Origin of the sequence: Fodinibius sediminis, assembly GCF_900182555.1 — a bacterium.
GTDB lineage: Bacteria > Bacteroidota > Rhodothermia > Balneolales > Balneolaceae > Fodinibius > Fodinibius sediminis.
Map to the genome: position 1 here is coordinate 241,802 of NZ_FXTH01000001.1, position 13,480 is coordinate 255,281.

The window sequence follows — 13,480 nt, forward strand, 5'->3', positions numbered from 1 at the left end:
ATACAGATTCCGGGGGTTGCTCCCGGGGCACCGAACCTGCAGAAGTGATTACTGACCGGCAGGAATGCAGGAACAGTGGCAAAGTTTCCGTATTTTAAGCAATATGGATCAATTCCTAATCTATCTATTGTGAAGACTATCAGACGCTATATTCTTTTGCTTATTCTATGTGGGCTGAGCCTGCCTGCTTCGGCTCAGCTCCCGGAACTGGTCAATAACCCGCAGTTCCGCCCGGATGCCCAGGCAGCGGTCGATTCCATTTACAACTTCAACTTTGAAGGGGCTGAGCATGTCCTCTCGGAGTGGAAGCAGAAATATCCGCAGCATCCCCTGTGGACCCTCATGGAAGGGATGAACGTATGGTGGGCCGTGCTCTCCGACCTCCAGGATACCTCGCGTGACGAGGAACTGATCAATGTCATGAAGAAGGCCAACTACCAGGCCGGTAAACTACTGCACCGGCAGCCATCCCATGCCGATGCCCTCATCATCCAGGCTATTGCCAACGGCTATATCGGACGACAGTACTCCAACCGTGAAGAATGGATCAGCAGCCTGAACTATGCCCGGAAAGCCATGAACACCTATGAATACCTGCTGGAGCTACAGCCCGGCATGGACGACCTGAAGCTGGCACAAGGCCTCAAACGCTACTATTCCGCCTACCTGCCGGAGGCCTATCCCGTGGTTAAGACCGTCTCATGGTTTCTGCCTGAAGGAAACAAGCAAGAAGGTCTTCAGCTTATCCGGGAGGCTTCTCGGGAAGCTGTATTTGCCCGGGCCGAAGCAACGTATTTCCTGGGCAATATCAACTACAATTACGAAAATGACTATGCCGAGGCCATCCCTCACTTTGAACGGCTGACCCGCCAGTATCCGCGCAACAACTACTATGCCCGCATTCTAACCAAAAGCTATTACCAACGACAGCGTTATGACCAGGCGCTTCGGTACATCAATCGTACGCTCAGCCGGTGGGAAACCGATAACCTTCCCTATCAAAACGTCCTGCGGGAGGAACTCCATACCTGGAAGGGACGGATCCTTGAAAAGAAAAACCGTCACCGTGAAGCGATTGAACAGTACCGGCAGGCCTTCCGGGCGGGGCAGGACCTTCCGAATACCCGACAGCGTGCCTTCTGGGCAGCTTCGGGGTATCACGCCGGCAAGCTTTTGGTCCGCCGGCAGGAATTTGAAGAAGCCCGAGCCTATCTCGAAGAGGTCGCCGATGCTGATGCCGCCACCGACTACAGCGAAAAGGCAGAAGAATTACTCTCACAAATAAACTGATGGATTGTAGCCATACAACCTACAACCCGCAATGCCTGCATCATGGGTCGATATATATCCTGAGTTTTGGCAGACTGCCTCGCAGCAAGATGATTCCAGCCTGTCCGACGGGTACTTAATTGCGCTGCTGCATCATCTGTTTCATCATGGCACTCATGTCGCGGTAACCGGATGGCACTTCAAAAAGAGCATCGTCGAGTGATTTTTCTTCGATCTTATTTGCTTTCATGTGGACTTTCCTGTCGCCGTTGCCTGATTCCTCCACCACTTCCAGCGGCATATAGCCATCCGTCACAATCTCCCTGGCCCAGGCCGGGGCATTCTGTCGAGCCATGGGATTTCCCGGCGACATAAAGGTCCCCAGGCCTTCAGCCATGCACATCGTGAGGTGATCTCCGCTGCTGTTTGTAACCTGCCATATTTCACAGTCATAACCAGCAACAGTCCTGGTTTCCCCCGTTTTTGTCATCTCGGATTCATCCCACTTGCTATCATAATTCGACTCGTCAGTCCACTCGTTCATATCCATGTTCATATAGCTTTTCATGTTGTCGAGCACAAACAGCATTTTGGACTCTTCCGGCAAAAAAATCATTGCTCCCTCCGCCTGCCCGTTGCCAAACTGCATGCGTATTTTGTCGTCCTTGACCATGTAGGGAATTTCGCCCATGCCACTCTCGGCTGTACCGGCAAATTCATAATGGATGACCCCTTCAAAATTTTGGGCATGCCCTGTCTGTGGTATTCCCATTAACGCCGCCAGGGCCAGTATAAAAGTACAAATTAGGTGTCGCTGCTTCATAACAAAACCTCATTAATTTAATTCTAACACTCCAGTGTATGGGTCGCCTGTATTCATAATACGTAAATAAACAGCCAAATAGCTCACTAAAATCCGATTGTTCCGGGAAGGACCACCCGACCGACCCCGTAGCCCTAAGTGGACATATGAGATTCATACGCTTTCCGTTGCTTCTGCAATGACCGTTCAATCAAATAAAAAAGCCCCTCCCGTTGCCGGGAGAGGCTTGAAATTATAACGAATTACAGCAATCAGTGCTTACTGATCACCAATATCCCACCACATGTTGGAGGTGTTGTTATCCTGTGAAGGCGTTAACTGGCTTACGCCACTATCATATCCGGAGCTGTTCGTTCCGGCTTCAGCACTTGGGTAGATGTAGCGTGTGGGAATTTCGCCCCCGTTGGTTGCGTCAACAGCGGGATACAGACCGGGATAGCCCTTGGCATCGTACGTTCTGCCATGGTCAGCTCCCCAGTTCTTGTCGTCCGAGGTGCGTCGCCATTCAGACCATGCGTCGAAGCCCATGGGAAACAGTGCCACCCATTTTTCCTCGGCAATGACCTGGGCCAGCCCGTCTTCCGCATTTCCGTTGCTGGCATCAGCAACACGCTGAACCGCAAAGGCTGTACCGTCCGTCGTAAGCAGTCCGGAAGAGGCATCACCGTCATCCCAGTGCGCGTCTATGCTGGCATACGACATGGTAATCGCTTCTTCCAGCATAAGGGCAGCGCTTTCGTTGGTCCAGCCCAGATTAGCTGCCTCCGCACGGTTAAGATAGGTGTAGGCAGCCGTCATATAAGGCAGGTCCGCGCCGGCATCCCAGATCTGGTCGCTGATGGACGATCCGCTGTTGGAAATCTTGTCAATTCCAAAACGTCCACCGGAAATAGTCGGATCCGTTGCAAAGACGTTCAGGCGCTCGTCCATCCGGGTATTGGAATACACGATGGTGGAGTCACCGTTGGTGTCTCCCTGCAGCGCGTCCGTAAAGGAATCAGACAGGAGATAATCCGAGGCGCGGTTTTGCGACAGCGGGTTGATGGCACCCGGCGAGTTTCGGTAGTCGTACCAGGCTTCAGCATCCACTGTTTTAATAACCTCGGCTTCGTGATCTAAAGCGGCATTGAACTCCTGCTGGGCATAGGCTTCATCCACATCGGAAAGCTGGATCGCCAGCTGCAGGATGAGGGAGTTGGCAAACTGCTGCCATTTTTCCATATCGCCGCCGTAAAGCACATCACCGGTTGGTCCGGCGGCGCCTACGTTAATCATGTCACGGGCTGCCTTCACACGGGTGATCAGGTTTTTATAAATTGAATCCTGACTTGTGTAGGTCGGCGTGACGTTATCCAGGCCGGCCAGTCCTTGGCCAACCGTTCCATCGCCGTTGCTGTAAGGCACCGGGCCCCAGATATCGGTTACCCGCTTGAACACCACCGCGCTCATAATCTCCGCAACAGCGGCCTGGTTGGCGGGATCGCCAAAACCGGAAACCGTGGTGGGGATTTCTTCGGCTGTGGTTCTCTGATAGATCTCCTTGAAATTGCTCAGTACCCCGGAGTAGTAGAGCGACCAGGGATAGGGGTTTTCCCCATAGGTCATCTCCGTGGTATACGTACTCTGAGCCTGGTATTGCACGTAAAGGGTTGGATTGTTGAAATAGGCGCGGCCCCAGTTCGTAAAGAACTGGTTCATACCGCCGGCCATCAACCCTTCCATGTTTGCTTCTGTCGGCACATCATCGTCCTGGTTGAGTCCGCCGAAATCGACGCTGTCGCAGGACGTGATTGTTACCGAAAGAATACATAAGAATATTGGTAATAATCTAAGTTTCTTCATGGTTAATATCGTTAAAAGGTTACTTTTACATTAAAGCCGTAACTTTTCGTACCGGGCAGCTGGCCATTCTCACCATACGTCTGGGCAAGTTCAGATGGATCCCAGCCGTGGACGTTGTCATCCGATACGGCAATCATCCACAGGTTACGCCCCACAACGCCTACCGTGGCAGACTGGAGGAAATTGCCAATCCACTCTTTAGGCAGCGTGTAATTCAGGCTCAGTTCACGCAGCTTCACAAAATCAGCATCGTGAATGAACGGCTCTGCAATAGTGTTTGCCTGCCACTGTCCATAGTAATCAATGGCTTCAACATAAGTGTCGACGGGGTTACCCTCTGCATCAACGCCGGTAACATGAACCCCACCGCGATTTTCCTCTTCAACGAGTGAGGTGGGATTGCCGTCAGCATCGTAATTCCACGCGTCATCGCGCTTGAGGTTACCCAGATCGTTCTTGCCTGCTGTTTCTTCGAGCAGACCAGAGTACTGGCCCCACTGCTCAGAAAGGGTGAAGAACTTCCCGCCTTTCTGGAAATCGATGCTTGCCGTCAAGCTCAGGCCCTTGTAGGCAAAGGTATTCAGGAAACCACCGGTCCAGTCGGGCAGCACGCTGCCGAAGTACTGGTTCTGTTCAACGGCATATAATCCATTCGGGTTAACGACAGGCTGTCCGTTTTCGTTGCGACGGATTCCGGGACCTCGCAGCTGACCCCATTCTTCATTAAGCTTGTGGGTCATGGTTACGTAACCGAAAGCAGCCGTGGTGTTGGCCATTTCGTAGGAATCCAGTCCTTCTGGCAGTTCCGTAACGACCACGCTGTTTTTGGCCCAGTTGAGTGTAGTGGACCAGCGGAAATCCTGCGTACTTACCGGTGTTGCATTAAGCGCAATTTCCACCCCTTCACGCTCAAGCGATCCGGCGTTGGTCAGGTATTCGGTATATCCCGTACCTGCTGAGAGGCTGGTCGGAACGATTTCGTCCTGGCGCTCCTCGAAGTAGTACGTTACGTCCAGGCCGATGCGGTCGTTGAAGAATCCGAGATCGGTACCAATTTCGAACGATGAACTGAGCGCCGGCTTAATATTGGGATCAACCAAAGTCTCGTCGGTATAAAGCAGCGGGTTGGCTGCCCCGGTTTCTGGGTTGGTAAAGGGATCCTGCTGCAGGAAGTATACCTGGTTGATAAGTTCAGCATCAACGTCGTTACCAACCTGCGCCCAGCCGGCCCGCAGCTTACCAGAGGTAAGAACGTCGGACTCGATAAACTCACTGAAGATGAAGGAAAGTCCAACGGAAGGATAACCGTAGCCGTTGTTGCCTTCAGGCAGGGCGGAACTGTAGTCCTGTCGGTAGGTTCCATCCAGGTACAGGAAGTCTTGGTAGCCAATGGTTGCCTTGGCAAACATACTCAGCACTTTTTTATCCCAGTTGCGCTCAACGGGAATGACCTGCTCGGCTGAGTTGGCAAAGGTATAGACATCGGGCAGAATCAATCCGCCGTTCTGCCAGTTGCCGTCATCCATTTCGGCGCTCAGGCGCTTGTAGCTCTGGATGCGCACCTGACCACCCACAAAGGCGTTCACGGTCCAGTCGTCGAAGCTGGCATCGTAGCGCAGACGAGAGCTGAAATTATGTTCCTTGGTCTCGTCCCCGTATTCGCCGAAGGAGTTCACCCAGGCATTGTACAGCGTGGGGGCTGAAGAGTAGGACAGGCTGTAGGGCAACTCGAAACGATACTTAAAGTCTTCGTATGTTGTGCTCGCATTACCCACCAGCTCAAACTGGTCACTGAGCTGGTACGACAGGTCAACGTTCATGAGCAGGTTGTCGGTATTGCGCGTTTCATCGTAGCGGTCCATCCATGTATACGGATTGTACCAGAAAGCCGGCTTAAAGTATTCGGAAGGCGGTCCGCCAACCAGTTCAAGCGGGGCAAGAGCCATGAAGCCGGGCCCCCAGTTGTTCCAGGAAGCACTGTAGCCTTCCGGCGTCTGAAGATCTTTCAGCTCTCTCATCTTGTCCATCTCGAGGTTACGCGCGAACCAGGAGTTGAAGGAACCGGAGGTCTGGTTTCCGTAGTCATCGTTGCGGACATCCCCGTTAATGGACTGGGTGGTGTAATTAACCTTCAGCCCGACGTTGAAATCATCCGTAACGTCATAGTTGAAGCTACCATTGAGAAACTGCTTGTTCAGATCGGAGTAGGGCAGAATACCTCCCTGTGTCAGGTTGGTGAATGCCAGCCGCGTGTTGTACCGATCGGTGCTGTAGTTAATGGCCAGGCCGGTTTTGTTGGTAACACCGGTCTCGTAGAAGTTCTTAATATTATTCTCAGCAGCATCCCAGGTGGATGTTTCACCATAGTATGGGCTGTCCGGGTACATATTGTACCAGGCGATATAGGGCTCTCCGTCAAACTTGGGTCCCCAGCTTTCGTCGGCATAGCCGTTGAAGATATAACGCTCACCGTCAAGGGGCTCCAGGTAGTCGGGATAGGGGAACCCTGAGTAACCGTCAGAGAAGTTCAAGGTCGTCCACTCTCCTTCACCGGAATATCCTTTTCCATACTGGTTCTGGAAATTCGGCAGATAGGAAACCACATCGAAGGTGGTGGCGCTGTTCAGTTCAACGCTGACCCCGGATTGACCGGAGGCCTTGGTGGTAATAATAACAACCCCGTTTTCACCGCGCTGACCATAAAGCGCCGTAGCGTTTGGCCCTTTCAGCACGTTTACATCCTGGACATTGTTCATGTCTATAATATTGGGGTTCTCAGTGGGAACACCGTCAATAACATAGAGCGGTTCAGCCAGATCGTCCGTCAGTGAAATAGCACCGCGGATTCGAATGTTACCGAAATCACCGAGCTTGGAACCAGCTTGTCCAACCATCTGGACCCCTGCGATCTTACCGGCCAGGCCGGTCTTGATGTTCGCATCCTGGGAAACGTTCAGCTGTTCCTCGGAAACTTCCTGCGTGGAGAATGAAACGCGTCGCTGCGTAACCTCTTCACCCAGAGCCGTTACAACCACTTCGTCCAGGTTTATACCTGACTGCAGCTCGAAGTTTTCTACTGTCTCTTCGTTTGCAGTAATGGTAACCGAACGGCTAGCTTGGTTATAACCAATGAAAGAAACGGTGACTTCATAGGTACCGGCAGGAATATTGGTTATTTCATATTCCCCGTCTGCATTTACCGAGGATCCCGTCGAGAGCTCCGCAATAACTACGTTAGCTCCCGGCAAAGCCTCGCCAGAACCGGCATCCGTAACGGTCCCACTCAAACTACCGGTCTGGGCAAAGGCCGTACCGACAGAAATGAGACACATTATCGCCGTGTATAGTAACTTTCTAAACATAAATTACCTCATTATTTGTTAACAATTTGATTGACTGAACTGCAAAAGGAAGTATAATATAACATAGCCCTGATATATTACTGATTGTCCCCTTTTAAGTTCATCTATGCCCTAAGGGGCGAATAAGTGACCTTCTATAATAAAAAGTCATTAACGCCGTTAAGTTAGTTTATTAAACCTAAAGTTGAAAGTGTTTTTTTACACAAAAATAGCACTCCCTTAACAATAGAGCTCAAAATAAGGCTCTGACTTAGTTATTTTGGCAATCACGGAAAATCAGGTGTTTTATCCTCATATATTAATGTAGTGGTGGCAAATTATGTTAGTGAGTGTACGATTATCCCCCCACAGGTTGCCCTTCCCACGGCCCAGCCTCTTCATCCCTCCAGTCCAGCCACCGCCCCGTACTAACCACATGGTTATGAAAACGATGCAAGCGAGCAGTCTATTTTATTAACTATATGGTTGGTTATTTTCTGGAGGCTACACAATTCATCGCATGCCCGTAGCCTGTTCTTTTTCCTTTAGCAAAATTGCTGCAATTTCACCGGATGGGCAACAGATAATCAGTCAGGATAAAACAAGGACTCCCAAAAACCAAGGCCAGGTGGAGGCGGGTAATGTCAGCCTGAATGCGGCCGGATACCTTTCTCCTTATTATTTGATCCTTCCGAAGCCTCGGAATTCATTATTTCAAAATGCAATAAGAAGATGCTCATTTACCATGGCTCTAATCTAAATTAATTCCTTTTTTTATATAGCACCTTTTGAATGGTCAAAAGGTGCGTAAAAACCACCGCCTGAACCTGCTTCGGCGCACGGGATCGCTCGCTGCGGAAATAAATGAAGATGTTGATTTTTCTATAGCTTCAACCCACCTGTTGCTATGGAACACTCACTGCCTTTGCCACCGCTTCCCCATTTATTTCTTCTTCGCAGCTCCCGCTCCCTATTCACGCCTCACCAGTCAAGGCCGGCTGTTGGGGAAGCTTACAGTTCAATCTTTAACCATGACTGAAATTCTTCCGGTGGGTTTACCGCTTTCAGTAAGGAGTAATCAGGGGTTTGGGGCTACAACCAACAACATATAGTTAAATGATTCTAGCGACGTGAGCCACGGCAGGGTGCCGAAGCTTTCTCAGCCGGCGACGTTTTTGGGTTCCCCAGCTTTGCTGGTCCCGCGCTTACGGGATGCGTCGTTCCAAAAATGGAACAAGAACATGTTCATTCAAAAAAGGAACATCCCTTGAGCGATAAAAAATGGACAAGCGTATGGTATTAATTCAAAGTGAGGAAAGAAATAAATGATTTGCCCACCCAGGTCGGCAGTCTGGGTAGCCTTGATCCAAGGCTTATCCTTTATCCGTTAAAATCAAGCGGCTGCAGCTTCACCAGCTTCCGGAGCGCATTGATCTCGTTTTTCTTGAGATACCGCCAGCGGCCCATCTTAACGTTCTCCAGGTTCAGGCCGGCATAGTCCACCCGCTTTAGTTTGGTCACCTCCGTTCCGAAATGAGCCATCATCCGCCGTACCAGACGGTTCCGCCCTTCAAAAATGGAAAGCATCAGCCCCCTGGGAGTACGCAGAAGGTTGTGGGCCCGGGCCGGACCATCCTCCAGCTCAATGCCATCAGCCAGCTCCTGCAGCTCATCGTCGGTAAGCCTGCGCTCAGTCTCCACTTCATAGGTCTTGCGCACCTCGTAGCTGGGATGCATCAGGCGGTTGGCCAGATCACCATCGTTGGTCAGCAGCAGCAGGCCCATGGTATGCCGGTCGAGGCGGCCGACGGGATATACCCGCTTGCCGGTAGCATCCTCGATTTTATCCATGACCGTATCCCGATTGCGCGGATCGTCGGTTGTGGTGATGGTATCCTTGGGTTTGTTAAGCAGAATATAGACAAACTTTTCCAGTCTCAGGTGCTGCCCCTCAACAACCACCTGGTCGGTGCGCTGCACCTTCACCCCCATCTGGGTAACCACTTCTCCATTAACCTTCACTTTGCCGGCCGCAATATAGTCGTCGGCCTTGCGACGTGAACAAAATCCACAGTGGGCGATGAATTTATTCAGGCGAATCTTTTCCTCTTTGCCGTAATCCTGGTCAATGGCGTGGGGCGCCTCTTTCCTGTTGGGTCTATTCCTCTTCTTTCGTTTGTTCATCCTCACCTTCTTCTGACTGTTGCAATTCCTCTTCGTCTTGTGTTTTCATATCCTCCTCTTCATCCGGATCATCATCCAGCTGCAGCTCCTCGGCCGTAAACTCTTCCAGGTCGGGTACCTCGTCCTCGTCAATATGTTCTACCGCCTCAATAAGCGAAAGCGCTGTCTGGGTGGCCCCTTCGTCCTCGGCTTTCTCCTGCAGTTCCTTGAGTTCCAGCTGCCGGTCGAACAGGAACTGCCGGTGCTCGGCCATATCGTCGTCCTTGAGAATTTCTTCGATCTCCCGCGGCTTGGGCAGCTCATCAATGGAGTTGATGCCGAAATGTTTCAAGAAATGCTTGCTCGTACGGTACAAAAGAGGCTTGCCCGGGGCATCCAGCCGGCCGGAGACCTCAATCAGCACTTTCTCCAGCAACTGCCGAAGGATATAGCCCGAGTCCACACCACGGATGTCGTCCACTTCCGGCTTGGTGACGGGCTGCTTGTAGGCTACGATAGCCAGTGTTTCAATAGCCGACTGCGAGAGTTTCCGGTAGGCATTCTCATGCTGGAAAATACTCAGCCACGGCTCATACCTTTTCTTAGTGGCAAAAGTGTAGCCCCCACCCACCAGAGTAATTTCAAAAGCCAGCCCGTTTTCTTCGTATCGCTGATTCAGCTTGTCCACAAAAGGATCGACGGCATCGGTCTCCAGTCCCAGGTTTTCTTCGCCCTTGGCGATAATTTCACAGATCTTCTCCGCCGATATAGGTTCCGGACTTGCAAAAATCAGTGATTCTATCACCGATGACAGGCGCGTACCGTCTACAAATTGGTAATCATTCATCATGGCATCATAGTCGTGGTTCCCGGCTTGCCGGTAAAAACGGTTGAAAAATAATAAAAAATGAGGGCTTTACCGACTGTATTTCTGTTCTGTGCCGGTCCGGGCCGAAGACAGGAAGGCCCGTACGTAGAATGCGGCAGATCAATGATGCCTCGCCGGTTCCTGTTCATCCCGTCCCTTGATGATAAAAAAACCGTCATTTCCCTGGGCCTGGTACAGCGGCATCAGCACATAGCCGTCGCACTGGGCTTTGATTCTGCCATAGCGGTCGGAGGCCAGCCACTGTCCTTCCTTGACCGGCTGAAAGTTCTGAAACCCGGGGCGCATCACGAAATCATCCCCCTCTTCAATAATATGCTGGTATACCAGTTCCGTCTGCTCCGGCAGATGATGGGTCTGGGCCCTGAGATGTTCCCGGAAGCCGGCCATCTCAGGGGCCTCCTCACCTTCCCTGATACAGCCGGCCTGCTGGAGCAGTACCATGAGCGAGGCAACGATATTCTGCCGGGTCAGGCTGTTCTCATGCTGTCCGCCCTCCAGTGCAAAGGAGAAAAGTCCGCGGTTATGGTAGTACTTCAGGGCGGTACCCCGCAACGATTCCCCCACGCCCAGCACCATGGGGGCATAAATACCGGAGAGCAGGTCAAGCTGTTCCGAACCCAGGTTGGGCAGTGTAAACATCGCCCCCTCGGCCGAGAAGGTATGGATATCCGCCAGGATCGTCGGGTGTGGATTCTGCTTCTTCTCGACCTGGTCCAGTACCCGGAGCAGCTGCTTGGCCTCCCTGCGCTCGCTCGAAGACAGCCGATGCTCCGGCGTAGATCGTATCTCTCTGATAATGGACGGGAACCAGAGGCGGTTCATATCCTCATCAACATAGCGCACCTTCTGCTCCAGGGCGCGAATATTGGCCCGCAAAGCCAGTAAACGGCCGTTAAAAGCATCCTCTCGCCCGCGCAGCCTGTCCAGTACTTCACCAACCGCCTCCACGCCGATGTATTCGTTGCCGTGCATGCCTGCCAGCAGAACAACCTGCGGGCCTTCCCTTCCGCCCGCAAGGGATCCTATGACGCGCCGGCCTTCACCAATGGTTTTCTGTTCAGGAATTGTCTGCTTCTTCATCGCTGTTCGAATGTAATGCTTTCAGCAGCCGTGCTGCTATCTTCATATAGTTCTGTTCAGTAATCATGCCAACGAGCTGGTTATTTTTCACCACCGGAAGGCAGCCAATCTGCTGACTTTCCATAATTTCCATGGCTTCGATAATTGAGGCTTCGGGGTGTATGGTTATGGGATTCCGGATCATGATATCCGCAACGGAACCCGCAACCTCCTCTTCGTGGTTCACCGCCTGGCTGTACTCGTTGAAGACCATCCGCATAGTCACCAGGCCCACCAGGTGCTTTTTGTCATCTTCAACCGGAACATACTGAACGCCCTGCCAATATATCAAGTTGGCCACAAACTCCAGAATATCATCCTTTTGAGCGGTAAAGAGGTCGGTCGTCATGAACTCTTCCACGATGAGGCTCGAAGGCTTCCAGTGCTTCAGATCTTCAATACGGGCCCGTCCCCACTTGTGAACCGGTTCACCCTTTTTTTGGTTCTTGATCATCGCCGTGGTTATGGCAGCCAGGGCATGCTCCCTGGATTCGTTCTCCTTCATCAGGGCCGCATAATTGCCGAGCATCCAGTGAGAAGCGGTCTGTCCCGACCTCACGCGGCTCTCGATGATAGACAGATAGTCGGTGATATCACTTTCGTCTATGCCGGCCTCCTGCAGTCCCTCCCGCGCAATGGGAAGCAGCTCCCCTGTTATCAGGTCGACCACATTGACCCGCTGGTCGTCAAACCACCGCAGCTTGGTATCGAGCCCCATCTTGGAGGCCGCCACAAAATTCAGCCGCGCGTCGTCAAAGTCCATTTTTTCGGGAATGTCCGGGTAGTAATCATCCATCTTGTTCATTAGTCCCAGCCAGAAGGCCGAATTGGCCACCTCGTCGGTTACCGTCGGACCCGACGGCAGCATGCGGTTTTCGATACGCAGGTGTGCACGGCCGTCGATGACGCCGTAACAGGGCCGGTTCCAGCGGTAGATGGTGCCGTTGTGCACCTGCAGCGCATGCAGGGCGGGCGGTTGCCCCTCATCCAGCATCTTCTCCACGTCTTCATCCACCTCGGAGCTGAGCATGACCCGGTACCGGGCCGTGTCTTCCTGAAAAATCTCCAGGATTCCCTCCTTCACCCACTCATTGCCAAAGGTTACACGAGGACTGCTGTCGCGCAAATGGTCGCCAACTGTCCGGGTATCCACCGACTGCTGGAAGAGGGCGATGCGGGTCTCATTCCAGAGGCGCTTGCCAAACAGGATGGGAGAACCCACGGCACCGGCCAGCACCGGCCCCGTGATGAGCTGGGCCACATTGTACTTGGAGACAAAATCCTGCGGGTCGATCTGCAGATGTACCTGGAAGCCGGTATTGCAGGCCTCCAGCAGCGGGGAGTCAATTTTCATCAGCAGCTCATCCATCCCCTGAATACGCAGGTCAAAGTTTTCACTCCGCAGCTTGTTGATGGCCTGGCAGAGGGCCCGGTAGCGCTGCAGGGGCGTCAGGTTTTTCAGATCGATATCCATCTTGCGAATGGTCGGCAGGATGCCGGTCAGCAGAATATCGCCGCCCATCTCCCGGGCCACAGAACGCACCTCATCCAGTTGATGCTGCAGGTTGCGTTCCATCTGCGACAGGCAGTCGCCGCTGAATGCAAGCGGGGTCAGGTTTATCTCCAGGTTGAATTTGGCGAATTCCGTTGTAAAGCCCTCTGCCCCGCGGCTGTTGAGTTTGTCCAGGATCTCCATGGCGCGCGGCCACGCCTTGGCCTGCTGATCTACAAGACACAGCTCCTGTTCGGCGCCAATGCGTATGGGGTCGGTTTCAAACCACTCCTCTTCCCTGAGCATGCGATCCAGCGCCCGGAGATCTTTGAGCACATATTTCATAAAACGCTGCACTTCGTCCTGGCTGTCGGCCAGCTTTACTCTTGACTCACCCATGGCACCCTCATTGTGTTGATATTGCGTTTATGCGCTGTAATAATCGAATTTCTTCAATAGATTGCAAGTTGTTATAACGTATCTCATGCGGACTATTGTGTTTCGTCCCGCTAACCCACCCGGATGTCATACCGGCTCATTTG

At 52.3% G+C, this 13,480-nt stretch carries 8 protein-coding genes; 1 reads left to right on the forward strand and 7 read right to left on the reverse strand.

Annotated elements, in window-relative coordinates; genetic code table 11:
• Positions 1-129: 129 nt before the first annotated feature.
• Entirely contained in the window at positions 130-1,290 is a 1,161-nt protein-coding gene (locus FN808_RS01090; RefSeq protein WP_142712688.1) for a tetratricopeptide repeat protein, read from the forward strand.
• Positions 1,291-1,405: 115 nt separating this feature from the next.
• Here FN808_RS01090 and FN808_RS01095 read toward each other — a convergent pair whose 3' ends face one another.
• The 7 genes from FN808_RS01095 to FN808_RS01125 all read right to left on the reverse strand — a co-directional run bounded on the left by FN808_RS01095 (position 1,406) and on the right by FN808_RS01125 (position 13,337).
• Entirely contained in the window at positions 1,406-2,092 is a 687-nt protein-coding gene (locus tag FN808_RS01095) for a DUF4412 domain-containing protein (protein ID WP_142712689.1), read from the reverse strand.
• Positions 2,093-2,350: 258 nt separating this feature from the next.
• Positions 2,351-3,934: a SusD/RagB family nutrient-binding outer membrane lipoprotein gene (locus FN808_RS01100; protein WP_142712690.1), complete on the reverse strand. Its 1,584-nt coding sequence runs from the start codon at positions 3,932-3,934 to the stop codon at positions 2,351-2,353.
• Between the two features lie 11 nt (positions 3,935-3,945).
• Positions 3,946-7,296: a SusC/RagA family TonB-linked outer membrane protein gene (locus FN808_RS01105; RefSeq protein ID WP_142712691.1), complete on the reverse strand. Its 3,351-nt coding sequence runs from the start codon at positions 7,294-7,296 to the stop codon at positions 3,946-3,948.
• A gap of 1,359 nt (positions 7,297-8,655) precedes the next feature.
• On the reverse strand, positions 8,656-9,459 hold the full coding sequence (locus FN808_RS01110; RefSeq protein ID WP_142712692.1) for a pseudouridine synthase: 804 nt from the start codon (positions 9,457-9,459) through the stop codon (positions 8,656-8,658).
• Positions 9,434-10,288 carry an SMC-Scp complex subunit ScpB gene (scpB, locus tag FN808_RS01115; protein WP_142712693.1) on the reverse strand — a complete coding sequence of 285 codons (855 nt, stop codon included), beginning with the start codon at positions 10,286-10,288 and terminating at the stop codon, positions 9,434-9,436. Before scpB ends, FN808_RS01110 begins: the two co-directional genes overlap by 26 nt.
• Positions 10,289-10,426: 138 nt before the next feature.
• Positions 10,427-11,407 carry a succinylglutamate desuccinylase/aspartoacylase domain-containing protein gene (locus FN808_RS01120; protein ID WP_142712694.1) on the reverse strand — a complete coding sequence of 327 codons (981 nt, stop codon included), beginning with the start codon at positions 11,405-11,407 and terminating at the stop codon, positions 10,427-10,429.
• On the reverse strand, positions 11,385-13,337 hold the full coding sequence (locus tag FN808_RS01125; protein WP_142712695.1) for a CBS domain-containing protein: 1,953 nt from the start codon (positions 13,335-13,337) through the stop codon (positions 11,385-11,387). The genes FN808_RS01120 and FN808_RS01125 overlap by 23 nt, the downstream gene beginning before the upstream one ends.
• Between the last annotated feature and the right edge of the window lie 143 nt (positions 13,338-13,480).